Annotated in this window: 17 protein-coding genes; 11 read left to right on the top strand and 6 right to left on the bottom strand. The window is 64.5% G+C overall.

The window, feature by feature from the left end:
- The first annotated feature begins 6 nt into the window (after window positions 1–6).
- Both CHB77_RS15430 and CHB77_RS15425 read left to right on the top strand, forming a co-directional pair.
- On the top strand, window positions 7–252 hold the full coding sequence (locus CHB77_RS15430; protein ID WP_089389069.1) for a hypothetical protein: 246 nt from the start codon (window positions 7–9) through the stop codon (window positions 250–252).
- 78 nt (window positions 253–330) lie between these two features.
- Window positions 331–1,212, top strand: a complete 882-nt coding sequence (locus CHB77_RS15425) for a LysR family transcriptional regulator (protein WP_089389068.1) — start codon at window positions 331–333, stop codon at window positions 1,210–1,212.
- Window positions 1,213–1,257: 45 nt separating this feature from the next.
- Here CHB77_RS15425 and glnA read toward each other — a convergent pair whose 3' ends face one another.
- Both glnA and CHB77_RS15415 read right to left on the bottom strand, forming a co-directional pair.
- On the bottom strand, window positions 1,258–2,664 hold the full coding sequence (gene glnA / locus CHB77_RS15420; RefSeq protein ID WP_089389067.1) for a type I glutamate--ammonia ligase: 1,407 nt from the start codon (window positions 2,662–2,664) through the stop codon (window positions 1,258–1,260).
- A gap of 84 nt (window positions 2,665–2,748) precedes the next feature.
- Window positions 2,749–3,087, bottom strand: coding sequence for a P-II family nitrogen regulator (locus tag CHB77_RS15415; protein ID WP_089389066.1), 339 nt, complete (start codon window positions 3,085–3,087; stop codon window positions 2,749–2,751).
- A 154-nt stretch (window positions 3,088–3,241) separates the two neighbouring features.
- On the opposite strand from CHB77_RS15415, the gene CHB77_RS15410 reads away from it, so the two are divergent.
- A complete protein-coding gene (locus tag CHB77_RS15410) occupies window positions 3,242–4,801 on the top strand; it encodes an NAD(P)H-hydrate dehydratase (protein WP_089389065.1) in 1,560 nt (519 codons plus the stop codon).
- Here CHB77_RS15410 and nrdF read toward each other — a convergent pair.
- The 4 genes from nrdF to nrdH form a co-directional block, all read right to left on the bottom strand.
- A complete protein-coding gene (gene nrdF, locus CHB77_RS15405) occupies window positions 4,798–5,769 on the bottom strand; it encodes a class 1b ribonucleoside-diphosphate reductase subunit beta (protein ID WP_089389064.1) in 972 nt (323 codons plus the stop codon). The two genes, CHB77_RS15410 and nrdF, sit on opposite strands and share 4 nt — an antisense overlap.
- A gap of 76 nt (window positions 5,770–5,845) precedes the next feature.
- Entirely contained in the window at window positions 5,846–7,969 is a 2,124-nt protein-coding gene (gene nrdE, locus CHB77_RS15400) for a class 1b ribonucleoside-diphosphate reductase subunit alpha (RefSeq protein ID WP_089389063.1), read from the bottom strand.
- Window positions 7,954–8,367, bottom strand: coding sequence for a class Ib ribonucleoside-diphosphate reductase assembly flavoprotein NrdI (gene nrdI / locus CHB77_RS15395; protein WP_089389091.1), 414 nt, complete (start codon window positions 8,365–8,367; stop codon window positions 7,954–7,956). The genes nrdE and nrdI overlap by 16 nt, the downstream gene beginning before the upstream one ends.
- A gap of 5 nt (window positions 8,368–8,372) precedes the next feature.
- The gene (gene nrdH / locus CHB77_RS15390; RefSeq protein WP_089389062.1) at window positions 8,373–8,594 is read right to left on the bottom strand and encodes a glutaredoxin-like protein NrdH; all 222 of its coding nucleotides are present in this window, start codon (window positions 8,592–8,594) and stop codon (window positions 8,373–8,375) included.
- 455 nt (window positions 8,595–9,049) lie between these two features.
- Here nrdH and CHB77_RS15385 point away from each other — a divergent pair, with 455 nt between their 5' ends.
- The 8 genes from CHB77_RS15385 (at window position 9,050) to mnhG (ending at window position 17,617) form a co-directional block, all read left to right on the top strand.
- Window positions 9,050–10,282: an aromatic ring-hydroxylating oxygenase subunit alpha gene (locus tag CHB77_RS15385; protein WP_089389061.1), complete on the top strand. Its 1,233-nt coding sequence runs from the start codon at window positions 9,050–9,052 to the stop codon at window positions 10,280–10,282.
- Between the two features lie 8 nt (window positions 10,283–10,290).
- Window positions 10,291–11,367, top strand: a complete 1,077-nt coding sequence (locus tag CHB77_RS15380) for an FAD-binding oxidoreductase (RefSeq protein WP_089389060.1) — start codon at window positions 10,291–10,293, stop codon at window positions 11,365–11,367.
- A gap of 237 nt (window positions 11,368–11,604) precedes the next feature.
- Window positions 11,605–14,496 (top strand): monovalent cation/H+ antiporter subunit A, encoded by a 2,892-nt coding sequence (locus CHB77_RS15375; RefSeq protein ID WP_089389090.1) that lies wholly within the window; start codon window positions 11,605–11,607, stop codon window positions 14,494–14,496.
- On the top strand, window positions 14,496–14,840 hold the full coding sequence (locus tag CHB77_RS15370) for a Na+/H+ antiporter subunit C (RefSeq protein ID WP_089389059.1): 345 nt from the start codon (window positions 14,496–14,498) through the stop codon (window positions 14,838–14,840). The genes CHB77_RS15375 and CHB77_RS15370 overlap by 1 nt, the downstream gene beginning before the upstream one ends.
- The gene (locus CHB77_RS15365) at window positions 14,837–16,480 is read left to right on the top strand and encodes a monovalent cation/H+ antiporter subunit D (RefSeq protein WP_089389058.1); all 1,644 of its coding nucleotides are present in this window, start codon (window positions 14,837–14,839) and stop codon (window positions 16,478–16,480) included. The genes CHB77_RS15370 and CHB77_RS15365 overlap by 4 nt, the downstream gene beginning before the upstream one ends.
- Complete coding sequence (locus CHB77_RS15360; RefSeq protein ID WP_089389057.1) at window positions 16,477–16,962, top strand: Na+/H+ antiporter subunit E; 486 nt, start codon at window positions 16,477–16,479, stop codon at window positions 16,960–16,962. Before CHB77_RS15365 ends, CHB77_RS15360 begins: the two co-directional genes overlap by 4 nt.
- Window positions 16,959–17,240 carry a K+/H+ antiporter subunit F gene (locus CHB77_RS15355; RefSeq protein ID WP_089389056.1) on the top strand — a complete coding sequence of 94 codons (282 nt, stop codon included), beginning with the start codon at window positions 16,959–16,961 and terminating at the stop codon, window positions 17,238–17,240. The genes CHB77_RS15360 and CHB77_RS15355 overlap by 4 nt, the downstream gene beginning before the upstream one ends.
- Complete coding sequence (gene mnhG, locus CHB77_RS15350) at window positions 17,237–17,617, top strand: monovalent cation/H(+) antiporter subunit G (protein WP_089389055.1); 381 nt, start codon at window positions 17,237–17,239, stop codon at window positions 17,615–17,617. Before CHB77_RS15355 ends, mnhG begins: the two co-directional genes overlap by 4 nt.
- The last annotated feature ends 2 nt before the right edge of the window (window positions 17,618–17,619 follow it).

Here is a 17,619-nt window from a genome sequence, read left to right as displayed (position 1 = left end):
GAACGAATGAAAACCCTTGCAGCACTTGTCGGCGCCGTTGCTCTCGCAGCAGGATCGGCCCAGGCCCTTGGCACCGGCAATGTCGATCATGACATGCCCTCTGCCCCCGTCGTCGCCCAGAATCCCATCGAGGTCGAGGCGGCGCAAGTTCTGTCCAGTGCGGAACTGGCCCGCGTGGGCGTCGAGGCCAACACCACCCTGACGGTCAGCGACTTCACCGCCCCCGGCGAACGCTCGACCTATATCCGCTGATCCGCAACCGCCGCCCCGAGAACCGCCCCCGACCCCTGGGGCGGTTTTCCTTTTCGCGCCGTGGGTGCATGATGGCGCATGGATACCAACGTCTTTCGCACCTTCGTCAGCGTCGTGGACGAGGGCAGCTTTGCTGCCGCCGCGCAGCGGCTGGGAATCTCCCGCAGCCTGTGCAGCAAGCACGTCGCGGATCTGGAAGCTGACCTTGGCGTCCGGCTGTTGTCGCGCAGCACGCGCAAGGTCACGCCCACGGCGGTCGGCCTGACCTTTCACCGCGATCTGGGCGAGGTTCTGGCGCGGCTGGACGCGGCCACCGAAGCGGTCCGGGCAACGACCGCCACCCAGTCGGGAACGCTGAAGATCGGCAGCCCGATCTTTTACACGCTGAAAGTCCTGCAACCCTATCTGCTGGATTTCATGGAACAATACCGCGACATCAGGATTCAGGTGGTTCTGGACGATGGCGCCAGCGACATCATCGGCGAAGGCTTTGACGCGGTGATCCGAATCGGAACCCTGTCCGATTCCACGCTGCACGCCCGGCGGCTGCATTCGGCGCGCATCCTGCTGGTGGCGTCGCCGGACTATCTGGCGCGCAGCGGGACGCCACAGACGCCTTCGGACCTGCTGCGCCACGACTGTCTGCATTACACCAATCTGCCCGGCAACCTGACCTGGCCGCTGCGCCGGGGCAGTCGGACGATCCGCCAGCCCATCCGGGCAAGCTTTTCCAGCAACAACACCGAACTTCTGCATTCCATGGCCCTGAATGGCCGGGGCGTGGCGCTGCTGCCGGAATTCCTGATCGGCGACAACATCGCGGACGGCAGGCTTGTCGCGCTGATGACCGACTATGCCCTGCCCGACCTGCCCGTGAACCTTGTCTATCCGTCGGGCAAGCTGCTGACGGGGGCGATGCGCGGCTTTCTGGAGTTCATGTCCGCGCTGCGCCTGACATGAAAAGGCGCCCCGAAGGGCGCCTTTTCCGATCACTGTCCCGCGTTGTCAGCAGCTGTAATACATGGCGTATTCGATGGGATGGGGCGTATGCTCATAGGCATAGACCTCCTCCCACTTCAGCTTGATATAGGCGTCCAGCTGGTCGCGGGTGAACACGTCGCCCGCCAGCAGGAAATCCATGTCCTTTTCCAGCTCCTCCAGCGCCTCGCGCAGCGAACCGCAGACGGTCGGGATCTCGGCCAGTTCCTCGGGCGGCAGGTCGTACAGATCCTTGTCCGACGCGGGGCCGGGATCGATCCGGTTCCGGATCCCGTCCAGGCCCGCCATCAGCAGGGCCGCGAAGGCCAGATAGGGGTTGGCCGCCGGATCGGGGAACCGCGCCTCGACCCGCTTGGCCTTGGGCGATTCCGTCCACGGAATGCGCACGCAGCCCGACCGGTTGCGGGCCGAATAGGCGCGCAGCACTGGGGCCTCGAAACCGGGAATCAGCCGCTTGTAGCTGTTGGTCGCGGGGTTGGTCAGCGCGTTCAGCGCCTTGGCGTGCTTCAGGATGCCGCCGATGAAATACAGCGCCTCTTGCGACAGGTCGGCATATTTGTCGCCGGAAAACAGCGGCTTGCCGTCCTTCCAGATCGACATGTTCACATGCATCCCCGACCCGTTGTCGCCCTTCATGGGCTTGGGCATGAACGTCACCGACTTGCCATAGGCGTGGGCCACGTTGTGGATGACGTATTTGTATTTCTGGATGTTGTCGGCCTGTTCGACCAGACCGCCGAAGATCAGGCCCAGTTCGTGCTGCGCGCTGGCGACCTCGTGGTGGTGCTTGTCGACCTTCATGCCCATGCGCTTCATGGTGGACAGCATCTCGCCCCGGATGTCCTGGGCGGCGTCGATGGGGTTCACCGGAAAATAGCCGCCCTTGTGGGCCGCGCGGTGGCCCTGGTTGCCCATTTCGTATTCGGTGTCGGTGTTCCAGGCGGCGTCGGTCGCGTCGATCTGATAGGACACCTTCTGCGGCGTGACCTGATAGCGCACGTCGTCAAAGATGAAAAACTCGGCCTCGGGGCCGAAATAGGCCGCGTCGCCGATGCCCGAGGATTTCAGATAGGCCTCGGCCTTGACGGCGGTGCCGCGCGGGTCGCGGGCATAGGCTTCGCCGGTGTCGGGTTCGACCACGTTGCAATGCACGCAAAGCGTCTTTTCCGCATAGAACGGATCCAGATAGGCCGACGCGGGGTCGGGCATCAGCTTCATGTCGGACTGGTCGATCGACTTCCACCCGGCGATGGAGGATCCGTCGAACATGAAGCCTTCCTCGAAGAAATCCTCGTCGATCAGATCCACGTCCAGCGTCACGTGCTGAAGCTTGCCCTTGGGGTCGGTGAAGCGGACGTCCACATAGGCGACCTCCTCGTTCTTCAGCAGCTTCAAAACCTCGTTGACTGTCATCTCTTCCCTTTCTTCGCAGATGCGGCCCGGTCGTCCTGGCGCCGGGCACGAAAATCCTGTTGGGATTGCTGTTTCTTGTTGTGCTCAGACCGCGTCGTCGCCGGTTTCGCCCGTGCGGATGCGGATTGCCTGCTCGACAGGCGAAACGAAAATCTTGCCGTCGCCGATCTTTTCGGTGCGCGCCGCGCTGACGATGGCGTCCACCGCCGCGTCGACCTGATCGTCGGGCAGGACCATCTCGATCTTCACCTTGGGCAGGAAGTCCACCACATATTCCGCGCCGCGATACAGTTCGGTGTGCCCCTTCTGGCGGCCGAAGCCCTTGACCTCGGTGACGGAAAGACCCTGCACGCCCACCTCTTGCAGCGCCTCCTTCACGTCGTCCAGCTTGAACGGCTTGATGATCGCCTCGACCTTCTTCATCGCACTGATCCTTCCTCGCGGCTTGCCTGAAGCCTGATTGGCGGGTTTCCTGTCAGGGGTAAACGGCGTGTGGTGCGGTTTGCTTTGACAAGCGGAACGGCCGGTGGTTTTTGCCTGTTTTTTGTGCTGAGAGTCTAATAAAAAGGCAGACGATATGTTTACGGGCCGCGAAGTTTCGACAACCGCCCAAATGCGCGCCCTGGAAACCAAGGCCATCCAGGATGGGCGGACTTCCGGGCTGGAACTGATGGAACGGGCAGGCGCCGCCGTCGTTGCCGCGATCTTGTGCAAATGGCCCAATTACCACCGCCATTCCCCTGGTCTTCCAAGCAGGGCAATCGTCCTGTGCGGCCCCGGCAACAACGGCGGCGACGGCTTCGTGGTGGCCCGCCTGCTCGCAGGCCGGGGGTGGAAGGTTCAGGTGGACCTGCTGGGCGATCCAGACAGCCTTCCCCCGGATGCCCGGACCAATCACGACCGCTGGCGGGCGATCGGACCGGTGGGCCGTATCACGCCGAACGGCGCAGAGTGCTATCAGGCCGAAGTTCTGGTGGACGCCTTGTTCGGCATCGGCCTGTCGCGGCCCCTTGCAAACAGTCTGTGGAACGTTTTCGACGGCATCTACGACGCCGTTCACAGTTCGTCCGGCGGCCCCCGCAGCCCCAGCGTCGATCATGTCGTGGCCATCGACGTTCCCAGCGGCCTTTGCGCCGACAGCGGCCGATTGCTGGCCGAGGATGACCTGACAGTCTGGGGCGCGGATCTGACCGTGACATTCGGCAGCTTGAAGCCCGGTCATTTGATGGCCGATGGTCCCGATCTGTGCCGCGACGTGGTCGTGGCCGATATCGGCCTGCCGGGATGGCCGCCGGGACCGCGGATCCATCGCCTGGTCCGTGGAAAGATCATCAAGCCTGACGGGCACAAATACGACCATGGCCATGCCTTGATCCTTGCGGGACCATCCGGGCATGGGGGCGCGGCACGTCTTTCGGCGCGCGCGGCATTGCGCATGGGCGCAGGCTTGGTGACGGTCTGCCCGCCGCAGGCGGCGATGCCGGATCACATCCGCCCGCCCGACGCGCTGATGCTGCGTCCGGTCGATACCGCCGAGGATCTGGGCAAGCTGCTTGAAGACAGTCGAATCACCGCCCTTTGCCTGGGTCCGGGTTGCGGGGTGGACCGCGCGGACCTTTTGCTGGAGGCCTTGCTCGACTCGGGCCGCGCCGCCGTTCTGGATGCCGACGCCCTGACCGCGCTGTCCCGCAGACCGAACCCATTCGCAGGTTTGCCCAAGGGTTGCGTTCTCACGCCCCACATGGGCGAGTTTGCGCGCCTGTTCCCCGATCTGGCCGAACGCCTGAATGCGCTGCCGACCCGAGGCCCCGCCTGGTCCAAGCTGGACGCCGCACGCGCCGCCGCCGCCCGCAGCGGGGTCACGATCCTGCTGAAAGGACCGGACAGCGTGATCGCCGATCCCGACGAACGTGCCAATATCCACTCCGCCTTCGACATCCCTTGGCTGGCCACGGCGGGCGCGGGCGATGTGCTGGCAGGAATGGTTACGGGTCTGCTGGCGCGGAATTTTCAACCCTTCGACGCGGCCGGAATGGCCACGCTGATCCACGCCAGGGCCGCGCGCCTGTTCGGCCCCGGACTGATCGCAGACGACCTGCCGGACATGATCCCGGCCGTTCTGCGCAACCTGGCTTAGAAATCCCAGTCCTCGTCCTCGGTCGCGACCGCCTTGCCGATGACATAGGACGACCCCGATCCGCTGAAGAAATCGTGGTTCTCGCTGTCGGGCGACAGCGCGGCCAGGATCGCGGGGTTCACCTCGCAGACCTGGGCCGGGAAAAGGGCTTCATATCCAAGGTTCTGCAACGCCTTGTTCGCGTTATAGTGCAGGAACGCCTTCACATCCTCGGTCAGCCCGATCCCGTCATACAGTTCCGCCGTGTACCGCTGCTCGATGTCGTACAGCTCGAACATCAGCGAAAAGGCGAAGTCCTTCAATTCGGCCCGCCGCGCCTCGCCCACGCGCTCCAGGCCCCGCTGGAACTTGTAGCCGACATAATATCCATGCACCGCCTCGTCGCGGATGATGAGGCGGATCAGGTCGGCGGTGTTGGTCAGCTTGGCGCGGCTGGACCAGTACATCGGCAGATAAAAGCCCGAATAGAACAGAAAGCTTTCCAGGAACACGGACGCGATCTTGCGTTTCAGCGGATCAGCCCCGGCCTTGTATTCCTCGAGGATCAGCCGGGCCTTGGCTTGCAGATGCGGGTTTTCCTCGGCCCAGCGAAAGGCCTCGTCCACTTCCTTGGTCAGGCACAGGGTGGAAAAGATCGAGGAATAGGATCGTGCATGGACCGCCTCCATGAAGGCGATGTTGGACAGCACCGCTTCCTCGTGCGGGGTGATCGCGTCGGGCATCAGCGACGGCGCGCCGACGATGTTCTGCACGGTGTCCAGCAGCGTCAGCCCGGTAAAGACGCGGATCGTCAGTTCGCGTTCGGCCGGGCGCAGCGTGCCCCAGCTTTGCACGTCGTTCGACAGCGGCACCTTTTCCGGCAGCCAGAAGTTCACCGTCAGCCGGTTCCAGACCTCCAGGTCCTTGTCGTCGTCCAGACGGTTCCAGTTGATCGCGCGCGCGACCGTCTGCATCTGCTGATCCTTCATCCCGAAGAACCCCTTTCTTTGCCTTGGTTCAAATATCCTCGGGGGGTCCGGGGGGCAGACGGCCCCCCGGCGTCGCTCACAACGTGCAGGACACGCAGCCCTGGACCTCGGTCCCCTCCAGCGCGGTCTGGCGCAGGCGGATGTAATAGATCGTCTTGATGCCCTTCTTCCACGCGCGAATCTGCGCGCGGTTGATGTCACGGGTCGTCGCCTCGGACGGGAAGAACAGCGTCAGCGACAGGCCCTGGTCCACATGCGCGGTCGCGGCGGCATAGGTGTCGATGATCGCATCGGGACCGATCTCATAGGCGTCGCGATAGTATTCCAGGTTCTCGTTCGACATGAAGGCGGCGGGGTAATAAACGCGGCCGATCTTGCCTTCCTTGCGGATCTCGATCTTGGACACGATCGGATGGATCGAACTGGTCGAATTGTTTATATAGCTGATCGACCCGGTCGGCGGCACGGCTTGCAGGTTGCGGTTGTACAGCCCGTGTTCCATCACGTCAGCCTTGAGCCGCGCCCAATCGTCGCGCGTGGGCAGGGTCACGCCATCGAACACCCGCGCGACATCGGGCAGCGTGGGCAGCCAGTCCCGGTCGATGTATTTGTCGAAAAAGGTGCCGTCGGCGTACTTCGATTTCTCGAAATCCTTGAAGGTTTGGCCGTGCTCCTGCGCCAGCAGGTTCGAGGCGCGGATCGCATGAAACGCTACGGCCGCGAAATAGACCGAGGTGAACTCGACCCCCTCTGGCGATCCGTAATGAATCCGCTCACGTGCCAGGAAACCATGCAGGTTCATCTGGCCCAAGCCCACGGCGTGCGCCTCGTCGTTGCCGCGCCGGATCGACGGCACCGCGTCGATGGCCGACATTTCCGACACGGCGGTCAGGGCGCGGATCGCGGCCTCGACCGTGGCGCCGAAATCCGGGCCGTCCATGGTCGCCGCGATATTCAGCGACCCAAGATTGCATGAAATATCCGTGCCCAAGTGGGAATAGCTCAGATCCTCATTGAACTCGGACGCCTCGTTCACTTGCAGGATTTCGCTGCACAGGTTCGACATGGTGATGCGGCCGTGCACCGGATTGGCGCGGTTCACCGTGTCCTCGAACATGATATAGGGATAGCCGCTTTCGAACTGAATCTCGGCGATGGTCTGAAAGAACTCGCGGGCGTTGATCTTGCGCTTCTTGATGCGCTTGTCGTCCACCATCTCGGCGTATTTTTCGCTGACCGAGATTTCCGAGAACGGCACCCCATAGACCTTTTGCACGTCGTGGGGCGAAAACAGATACATGTCGGCGTTCTTCTTGGCCAACTCAAACGTGATGTCGGGGATCACCACGCCCAGCGACAGCGTCTTGATGCGGATCTTCTCGTCCGCGTTTTCCCGCTTGGTGTCCAGGAAGCGCATGATGTCGGGGTGATGCGCGTTGAGGTAAACCGCCCCCGCCCCCTGCCGCGCGCCCAGCTGATTGGCATAGCTGAACGAATCCTCCAAGAGCTTCATCACCGGGATCACGCCCGACGACTGGTTCTCGATCCCCTTGATGGGGGCGCCCGCCTCGCGCAGGTTGGTCAGCATCAACGCCACGCCGCCGCCGCGTTTCGACAGTTGCAGGGCGGAATTGATCGACCGGCCGATGGACTCCATGTTGTCCTCGATCCGCAGCAGAAAGCAGGAAATCAGTTCGCCCCGCGACTGCTTGCCCGCGTTCAAAAAGGTCGGCGTGGCGGGCTGGAACCGGCCCGACAGCATCTCCTCCATGAAGCGCATGGCCAGCGCCTCGTCGCCCCGCGCCAGCGTCAGGGCGACCATGACCACCCGGTCCTCGTACCGTTCCAGATACCGCTGCCCGTCGCGGGTCTTCAGCGTGTAGCTGGTATAGTACTTGAAGGCGCCCAGAAAGGTCGGGAACCGGAACTTGCGCGCATATGCGGCGTCCCAGATGGCCCGCTGGAAGTTCCTGGAATACTGGTCCAGCACCTCGGGCTCGTAATAGCCCTCGTCCACCAGATAGCGCAGCTTTTCGTCCAGATTGTGGAAGAACACCGTGTTCTGGTTCACATGTTGCAGAAAATACTGCCGCGCGGCCAAGCGGTCGGCGTCGAACCGGATGCGGCCGTCCGCGTCATACAGGTTCAGCATCGCGTTCAGCGCGTGATAATCCAGTTCCGGCTTCAAACCGTCAAGCATTCCAACCCCCGGAAATGTTGCAGGCCCGCGCGGACCTTTTGAATATCGGTGTCCGTTCCCGCCAGCTCGAATCGCCACAGGATCGGAACGGTGCATTTGTCGGCGATGACGCGCGCCGCCAGGGCATAGGTCGCGCCGAAATTGCGGTTGCCCGCGCCGATCACGCCCCGCAGCAGGGCGCGGCGGCGGGGATCGTTCAGGAACCGGATGACCGCCTTGGGCACGGCGCCGCGCCCCTCTCCGTCCGCATAGGTCGGGCAGATCAGCACGAAGGGCGCATCGATGGCAGGCATCGGATGGGCCGGCGCGATCGGGATCCGCAGCGCCGGCAGGCCAAGGCGCGCGACAAAGCGCGCCGTGTTGCCCGAAGCCGAGGAGTAATAGGCCAGACCCGCCACGGCCGTCAGGCCAACTGGCCGATCATGTCGGGCCGGAACCCCGCCCAGTGCGATTCCCCGGCGATGACCACCGGCGCCTGTCGATAGCCCAGGGCCATCACCCGTTCCATCGCCTGCGAATCCTCGGTCAGGTCGATGATATCATAGGACAGGCCGCGCGCATCCAGGGCACGAGTCGTTGCGGTGCACTGAACGCAGGCGGGTTTGGAATAAACGATGATGGGCATGCCCTCTGCTCCTGTCGGTCTTGGAAAGGCGGGGCCTGCGGCCGCAGGCCAAGCCTTGCGAACCTGTTGCCGAACCCGCCGCCCGGTGTCGTGATTTGCCTCGGCCGTGATGGCCCGTGATTTCCGATCAGACTGCCGCGCGCTGCCCAGGTAGGCAAACGCTGCGGTTCTGACCGGGCAAGACGCCGTCACACATGTTGCAGAACAACCACAAGTGGTCAGGACACATCATCTGGTTCGAAACATCTTCCATCAATCAATATCTGGAAGACATGTCAGGTTCCAGAGTGTTTGGATATTTCCCTGTGGAAAACTTTCCGCGCGCCCCGATCGTCAAGCAAGCTAACATGATCGATGTCTGAAACACGCCCTGCGAGGTCGCAATTTTGCCACGCGGCGGCCATAATACGGCTAATTTGCACCCCATAGCAGCCAGCACCTTTATGGGTCCAGACATGAACACCCCCTCGACCGCCAGCCTGATCGCCGAACGCATCCCCGGCTTTTCCCTGCCCCGCGAGTTGTATTGCGGCGAACAGGCGTTCCAGGACGACCTGGACCAGATCTGGTATCGCGAATGGTTGTTCGCGCTGCCGTCCTGCGAAATCCCCAAGACCGGCAACTTCGTCACGCTGAACGTGGGCGCCTATCCGGTGATCGTGGTGCGCGGCGGCGACAACCGGGTGCGCGCCTTTCACAATGTGTGCCGCCATCGCGGCCAGCGGCTGTGCGCCAAGACGAACGGATCGAACCCGAAACTGGTCTGCCCCTATCATCAGTGGACCTATGACCTGGATGGCAAGCTGCTGTATGCCCGCGACATGGGCGAAGGATTCGACGCCAGCAAATACGGCCTGAAGCCGGTCCATTGCATCGATCTGGGCGGCATGGTCTTTATCTGCCTGGCCCAGATCCCGCCCGCGATCAACGAACTGGCCGCGAACCTGACGCGCTTTGTCCTGCCCTCGGGTATCGCCGACAGCAAGGTCGCCTTTTCTTCGACCATCGTCGAAAAGGGCAACTGGAAGCTGGTGATGGAAAACAACCGCGAATGCTATCACTGCGGCGGCAGCCACCCTTCGCTGTGCCGGACCTATTCGGACGATCCGCTGATGACGGTGATGGAAGGCCCGAATTCCGCCAGCCCCGAAATCCTGGACCACTGGGCGCGCTGCGATGCCGCGAACCTACCGTCGCGGTTCACCAACGCGCCCGACATGCAATGGCGCATGGCCCGCGTGCCGCTGATGGACAACCAGGAAAGCTTCACCATGTCGGGCAAGGCCGCCGTCGCGCAGCGGATGGGGACGATCCCGTGGAACGACGCGGGCAGCCTGATGTTCTATCATTTCCCGTCGTCTTGGAACCACTTCCTGCCCGACCATGCCATCGTCTTCCGCATCCTGCCCCTCAGCCCCACGGAAACCGAGGTCACGACCAAGTGGCTGGTCCACAAGGACGCGGTCGAGGGCAAGGATTACGACCTGACGGCCCTGACCGAGGTCTGGCTGAACACCAACGACGAGGATCGCCGGGTGGTCGAGGAGAACCAGCGCGGCATCCTGTCGCCTGCCTATCAGCCCGGTCCCTATTCGCCCACGCAGGAAGCGGGCGTCATCCACCTGATCGACTGGTATTGCGGGCTGATGTCCCGGCGCCTGTCGCCCAACGCGGTCGCGGCGGAGTAACCGGCCCCATGAGGAAACCACGCCTGAACTGGGCCGCCGAGCCGTGGTCCGACGACGAGTTGCTGGAATGCGCGATGGTGGTGCCGGAAACGGCGGACGCCGCCACCTTCACCTTTCGCGCGCCGTCGGGCGGATGGTTCGATTATCAGCCGGGACAGTTCATCACGCTGGACCTGCCGCTGCCCGCGGGCAACGTCCAGCGGACCTACACGATCAGTTCCAGCCCGTCGCGGCCCTTGTCGATTTCCGTCACGGTCAAGGCGCAGCGCACGTCGCTGGCAACCCGCTGGATGCTGGATCATCTGAAACCGGGAATGCGGATCAAGGCCTATGGTCCGTCGGGGATCTTTTCCAGCCTCCGCCATCCGGCGAAAAAGCACCTGTTCATCTCGGCCGGGTCCGGGGTCACGCCGATGATGTCGATGACCACCTGGGCCTGGGATTCGGGCGAGATGCCCGACATCGTGTTCGTCCACGCCGCCCGCGCCCCGTCCGACATCATCTTCCGGCGTCGGCTGGAACAGTTCGCCGACCGCGTGCCCGGCCTGCAACTGCGCTTCACGGTCGAGGAAAACGACCCCTTCACTGCCTGGACCGGCTATCTGGGCCGCCTGAACCAGATCATGCTGGGCCTGATGGCCCCCGATTATCTGGAGCGCGAGGTGTTCTGCTGCGGGCCGGAACCCTTCATGCAGTCCGTGCGCGAGATGCTGGTGTCGCTGGGCTATGACATGGACCATTACCATCAGGAAAGCTTCGGCGCCCCCATCAGGACCGAGGCCGACGCCCCCGTCATCGACGACGTGGCCCCCGAGGAAGGCGCCAAGGCCCAGATCGTCTTTGCCGGCAGCGGCGTCACCGCGCCCTGCGCGGAAACCGACACGGTGCTGGCCGTGGCAAAACGGTCGGGGCTGAACATCCCGTCCGGCTGCACCTTCGGGCTGTGCGGCACCTGCCGGATCCGGAAGCTGTCGGGCGAGGTGCACATGGTCCACAACGGCGGCATCAGCGACGACGACATCGCCGAGGGCTGGATCCTCGCCTGCTGTTCGCACCCCATGGGACGGATCGAGGTCGAGGTCTGACGGACCCGCCACGGTCCTGCCCGCCGCCCGGCCGGCATTTCGCCGCGGATAACGGAAAAGTTGAACGCGTTCCGAAGAAAGCGGCGATCCGGGCTTGATCTTGAACGGCGCGGAAGGCATTCGGTTTTCATCCCCGAACGCCAAGCGTCCCTTGTTCCAAGGCATCGCCCCGGAACCGGACGGCACGCGATTGCGCCGGGACCGTGACGTATGTTCCAGGACAAAGGCAAGGCAAGCATGGCCGAACACAACCTGTTCCTGTTACTGGCCTGCCTGCCCTTCGCGACTTCGCTGATCCTGCTGACGCTGCCGCAATCGGCGCGCGGCGCATCGACCTGGCTGTCGGTCCTGTCGCTGGTCGGAGGACTGGCCGTCCTGGCGGGCTTTCTGCCGGAAATCCAGTCGGGCAACGTGCTGCGGGCCAGCCTGGACTGGGTGCCGTCGCTTGGCATGAACATGGCGCTGCGCCTGGACGGGTTCGCCTGGCTTTTCGCGGCCCTGGTGCTGTCGATCGGCGTGCTGGTCGTGGTCTATGCCCGCTATTACATGGGCGACAGCGATTCCCTGCCGCGTTTCTATGCGCTGCTGATGGCGTTCACCGGCGCGATGCAGGGCATTCTGATTTCCGGCAACGTGCTGGTGATGGTCGTGTTCTGGGAACTGACCTCGTTCATGTCGTTCCTGCTGATCGGATTCTGGCATCAGGGGGCGGCGGCGCGGGACGGGGCGCGGACGGCGCTGATCGTCACCGCGCTTGGCGGGCTGTGCCTGCTGCTGGCGATGCTGATGCTGGGCCAGGCGGCGGGCAGTTACGACCTGGGGATGATCCTGCGGTCGGGGGATGCGGTGCGCGCGCACCCTTGGTACGGGGCGATGCTGGCGCTGTTCCTGATCGGCGCCTTTACGAAATCGGCGCAGTTCCCGTTCCATTTCTGGCTGCCCGGCGCCATGGCCGCGCCGACGCCGGTGTCGGCATTCCTGCATTCGGCCACCATGGTCAAGGCGGGCGTCTTTCTGCTGGTGCGGTTCTCGTCCGTTCTGGGCGGGACCGAGACATGGTTCTTTGTCGTCACCGGAACCGGCGTGACGACGCTGATCCTGGGCGCGGCCATCGCGCTGTACCGCCACGACCTGAAAGGGCTGCTGGCCTATTCGACGATCAGCCACCTGGGCCTTATCGCCACGCTGGCGGGGGTCGGCGGGCCGGTGGCGATCCTGGCCGCGATCTTTCACATCTGCAACCACGCGGTCTTCAAGGCGTCGCTGTTCATGGCGGCGGGCATCATCGACCACGAAACCGGCACCCGCGACATGCGGCGCCTGTCCGGGCTGTTCCGCCCGATGCCCTTCACCGCGACGCTGGCCATCGTCGCGGCGGCCGCCATGGCCGGGGTGCCACTGCTGAACGGTTTCCTGTCCAAGGAAATGTTCCTGGCGGAATCGGTGGACTGGCACAACGGCACCTGGCTGGACGACCACCTGCCCTATTTCGCCGTGATCGGCAGCACCCTGTCGGTCGCCTATTCGCTGCGCTTCATCGCGACGGTGTTTTTCGGACCGCAGGCCACGGACCTGCCGAAACCGCCGCACGAACCGCCCGCCTGGATGCGCCGCCCGGTCGAACTTCTGGTGCTGATCTGCCTGGTGGTCGGCATCGTCCCGGCGCTGACGCTGGGACCGATCGTCAACACCGCCGCCCGGTCGGTGGCGGGGGCCGACATGCCCTATTACAAGATCGCCGTCTGGCACGGGATCAACGCGCCCCTGATGCTCAGCCTGGTGGCGATGGCGGTGGGCACGCTGATCTATGTGGCCAGCGCACGGGCCATTCCGCACGGTCCCGAAGGCCCGTTCCTGATCCATCGGCTGCGCGGGCAGCGCATCTATGACTGGCTGCTGTTCCGGCTGACATGGCGGCTGCCCCGCCTGACGCTGAGCGTGTTTTCCACCGAGGCGTTGCAGCCGCAACTGCGCCTGCTGGTGCTGACGGCCATCGCCGTCGCCGTCGCGTCGCTGTGGGGCGGGCTGACCATGGCCGAGGATCTGCGCCTGCATGCGCCCAATCCCGCATTCGCCCTGCTGTGGCTGGTGGGCGGCGCCTGCGCCATCGGCGCGGCGTGGCAGGCCAAGTATCACCGCTTTGCCGCGCTGATCCTGCTGGGCGGGGCGGGGGTCGTGACCTGCCTGACCTTTGCATGGTTCTCGTCCCCCGATCTGGCGCTGACGCAACTGCTGGTCGAGGTGGCGACCACGGTCCTGCTGCTGCTGGGCCTGCGCTGGCTGCCCAAGCGCCGGTCCGAGATCGCCGAGGACAAGCTGCTGCCCGCCAAGATCCGGCGCGGCCGCGATCTGGTCATCGCCACGGCAGGGGGGCTTGGCATCGCCGCCATGGCGTTTGCGGTGATGACCCGGCCGCTTATCAGCAATGTCGGCGACTGGTTTCTGGGCAACGCCTATTACGAAGGCGGCGGCACCAATGTCGTGAACGTGATCCTGGTCGATTTCCGCGCCTTCGACACCTTTGGCGAAATCGCCGTTCTGGCCATCGTCGGTCTGACCATCTTTGCCCTGCTGCGCCGGTTCCGCCCCGCCCCCGAAAGCATCGAGGCGCCCTATCAGCAGACCCAGGACAACTCGCCCACGCTGGACGATTACCTGTATGTGCCGTCGGTCATCATGGTGTGGATGTTCCCGCTGCTGATCGTGGTTTCGGGCTATTTCTTCTTTCGCGGCCACGATCTTCCGGGCGGTGGATTTGCGGCGGGCGTGACCCTGGCGATTGCCTTTCTGGTCCAGTATCTTGCCACGAACGTCCGCTGGGTCGAATCGCGCATCACCGTGCTGCCGATCCGCTGGATGGGGATCGGCCTGCTGATCGCGGCGGCGACCGGGATGGGGGCGTGGCTGTTCGGCTATCCTTTTCTCACGGCCTATGCCCGCTATGTCCGCATCCCCCTGGTCGGAGAGGTTCCGGCGGCCACCGCGATGCTGTTTGACGTGGGCGTCTTTGCCACGGTCATGGGTGCCGTCGTGCTGATGCTGGTCGCCATCGCGCACCAGTCGCTGCGCGCCAGCCGCCGCCGGGAAATGGACGGCATCGCCGCCGCCCGGACCGAGGAGCCAGCCTGATGGAAATCATCCTGTCTGCCGCCATCGGCATCCTGTCGGCATCCGGCATCTGGCTGGTGCTGCGTCCGCGCAGCTTTCAGGTCATCGTCGGGCTGTGCCTTCTGTCCTATGCGGTCAACCTGTTCATCTTTGCGATGGGGCGGCTGACGCCGGGCGCGCCCCCGATCATGCCCAAGGGCGGCTTTGTCGATCCGACGCTGTATGCCGACCCCTTGCCGCAGGCCCTGGTGCTGACCGCCATCGTCATCAGCTTTGCCACCACGGCGCTGTTCCTGGTCGTCATGATCGCGTCGCGCGGCCTGACCGGCACCGACCACGTCGACGGAAAGGAACGCAGCCAGTGATCGGTGAACACCTGATAATCGCCCCGATCCTGATCCCCTTCGTCACGGGCGCCCTGATGCTGCTGTATGATGACCGGCGGCGCGCAGCGAAATTCTGGCTGAGCATCGTTTCGGCCGCGGCGCAGTTGCTGATCGCCGTGCAGCTGGTGATCCGCGCCAAGACCGGCGGCGACGTCAGCGACTGGGAAGGCATCAGCTTTTACCTGCTGGGCGACTGGGCCGCGCCTTACGGCATCGTGCTGGTGCTGGACCGACTGGCCGCGATGATGCTGGTGCTGACCGGGCTGCTGGCGATTCCGTCGCTGGTCTATGCCCATGCGGGCTGGAACCGGCAGGGTCCGCATTACTATTCGCTGTTCCAATTCCTGCTGATGGGTCTGAACGGCGCGTTCCTGACCGGCGATCTGTTCAACCTGTTCGTGTTCTTCGAAATCCTGCTGGCCGCGTCCTATGGCCTGCTGCTGCACGGGTCGGGCCAGCTGCGGGTGCGCGCGGGAATGCACTATATCGCCATCAACCTGGCGGCGTCGCTGCTGTTCCTGATCGGGGTCAGCCTGATCTATGGCGTGACCGGCACGCTGAACATGGCGCATCTGGCCAACCTGATCGCGGCCATGCCGGGCGAAAACCGGCCTCTGCTGCACGCCGCCGTGGCCGTGCTGGCGGTGGCGTTCCTGGTCAAGGCCGGCAGCTGGCCGCTGTCCTTCTGGCTGCCCACCGCCTATATGGCCGCCGCGGCCCCTGTGGGCGCGATGTTCGCGATCATGACCAAGGTCGGCATCTATGCGATCGTGCGGCTGTCGATGCTGCTGTTCGGGGACACCGGCGGCGCCTCGGCCGGGTTCGGGGCCGGCATCCTCATCATCCTGGGGATGGCCACGGTGCTGTTCGGGCTGCTGGGCGTACTGTCGTCCCAGGGACTGGGGCGGATGGCCGCGCATTCGGTGCTGATCTCGTCGGGAACGGTGCTGGGCATCACCGGCTTTGCGCTGGCGGGCGGGGGGCCGGGAATGCTGGCGGGGGCGCTGTATTACCTGGTCGCCTCGACGCTTGCCACAAGCGCGCTGTTCCTGCTGATCGAGCCGATGAGCCGCGAGGACGGTGGCATCGCCGCGATGCTGGCGCTGACCGCCGATGCCTATGGCCTGGACGGTGCCGACCTGGACGAGGTGCCGGACGCGGGCCTTGCGATCCCGGCCACGATGACCGTGCTGGGCATCTGTTTCGCGCTGTGCGTGCTGATGCTGGCAGGGCTGCCGCCGCTGCCGGGCTTCATCGGCAAGATCGCGATGGTCCAGGCGCTGATGGCACAGACCGCCCTGCCCGCCGGGCTGGCCTGGTCGTTCATCGCGCTGCTGATCCTGTCGGGATTCGCGACGCTGATTGGCATGGCCCGGATCGGCATCCAGACCTTCTGGTCCGGCGATCTTGTCCTGCCGCGCGTGCTGGCGCTGGAAATCGCGCCGGTCATCGCGCTGCTGGCCGTGCTGGCCATGACCACCGTCAAGGCCGAGGCGATGCTGCGTTACACCGCGGGCACCGCCCAGGCGCTGCACGACACCGCCGCCTATGCCTTTGGCGTCTTTGCCACGCCGCGCGCCGCCGACCGCGCCCCCGACGACCAGGGTGACGATCCATGACCCGACTTGTTCCCTATCCCTTCCTGTCGCTGTCGCTGATTGTGCTGTGGCTGATGCTGACCCGCTTTTCGCTGGGCTATCTGCTTCTGGGCACGGCCCTGTCGCTGGTCGCGGGCCAGGCCTATTCGGCGCTGCATCCCGCCAAGCCCCGCGTCAGGCGGTGGCGGGTCTTGCCGCGTCTGGTCGCCACGCTGTTCTGGGACATCATGCGGTCCAACATCGCCATCGCGCGCCTGCTGCTGACCGAGGGGCGGAACGGGCGCAGGTCCGCCCTGGCCCGGATCCCCCTGAGCATCCGGGACGAGAACGCCTTGGCGCTGCTGGCGATCATCCTGACCGCCACCCCCGGCACGGCCTGGCTGGAATACGAAACCGCTACGGGGGTTCTGACGCTGCACGTCTTCGACGCCTCCGAGGTCGATCATTATCACGACGTGATCGGCAAGACCTATGAACCGATGCTGATGGAGATCTTCGAATGAGCGAGACGATCCTGACGATCGCCCTGGGTTATGCGCAGATCGTCCTGGCGCTGGCCGGATGCCTTGCGGGGACGCGGATGCTGCGCGGGCCGCGCGCCCAGGACCGGGTGCTGGCGCTTGACGCGCTGTATGTGGCGATCATGCTGTTCCTGCTGGTCACGGGCATGCAGCTTGGCACGGCCTTTTTCTTCGAGGCGGCGACCGTGATCGCGATCATGGGGTTCGTCTCGACCGTCGCCCTGGCCAAGTTCCTGTTCCGGGGCGAGGTGATCGAATGACCCCCCTTCAGGCGATTCCCCTGGCCGTGGCCATTCCCGTCGCGATCCTGGTCGTCCTGGGATCGACCCTGACGCTGATCGGTGCGCTTGGCCTGGCGCGGCTGGCCACATTCTATGACCGGCTGCACGCGCCGACGCTGGCGACAAGCTGGGGGACGGGCGGAATCATCATCGCATCCGCCCTGATGTTCAGCTTTATCGACGGGCGGCCGGTGGTCCATGAATTCGTCATCGGCTTCTGCATCGTGCTGACCACGCCCGTCACGCTGATGATGCTGGGCCGCGCCGCGCTGCAACGCGACCGGGCCGAAGGGCGCGATCCCTTCCGTGACGGCCCGTCCGGCGACGCCGACGGCAATCCGTCCGCCGGATCCTGACG

Origin of the sequence: Paracoccus sediminis (assembly GCF_900188295.1) — a bacterium.
In the GTDB taxonomy this organism is placed as follows: domain Bacteria; phylum Pseudomonadota; class Alphaproteobacteria; order Rhodobacterales; family Rhodobacteraceae; genus Paracoccus; species Paracoccus sediminis.
The sequence above is the reverse complement of the archived record's forward strand: the minus strand, read 5'-3'. Positions and strand labels throughout refer to the sequence as shown.